A 376-nucleotide genomic window follows, 5' to 3' on the forward strand; every position below is an offset into this window, starting at 1 on the left:
TCCCCCTCCTCCCTCCCCCTTTTTTTCCTCTCCCCTTCTTTTTCTCCCCCCTCTTTTTCTTTCCTCTCTTTTCTTCCTCTTCCCTTCTCCCCCCCTCCCTTTTTTTCCCCCTTTCCCCCCCTTTCCCTTTTTTCTTCTTTCCTCCCTTCCCTTTTTCCCTTTCTTCCTTTTTTTTCTCTTTCCTTCTCCTCCTTCCTCTCTCCTTCTCTTCTTTCTTTCTCCTTCTCCCCCTCTCTCCTTTCTTTCCTTTTCTCCTCCTTTCTTCTTCTTCCCTTCCCTTTTTTCCTCCCCCCTCCCTCTTTCCCTTTCTTTCCTTCTTCCCTCCTCCTTTTCCTTCCCTCCTCCTTCCTCTTCTTTTCTCCTCCTCTTCTCCCCT

At 48.9% G+C, this 376-nt stretch carries 1 protein-coding gene; it reads right to left on the bottom strand.

Features of this window, described 5'->3' with window-relative positions:
- Positions 1–376, bottom strand: a 376-nt coding sequence (locus KH400_RS30065) for a hypothetical protein (protein WP_217228364.1), incomplete at both ends; no start/stop codon positions are given.

The sequence above is a fragment of the Desertibacillus haloalkaliphilus genome (assembly GCF_019039105.1).
GTDB lineage: Bacteria > Bacillota > Bacilli > Bacillales > KJ1-10-99 > Desertibacillus > Desertibacillus haloalkaliphilus.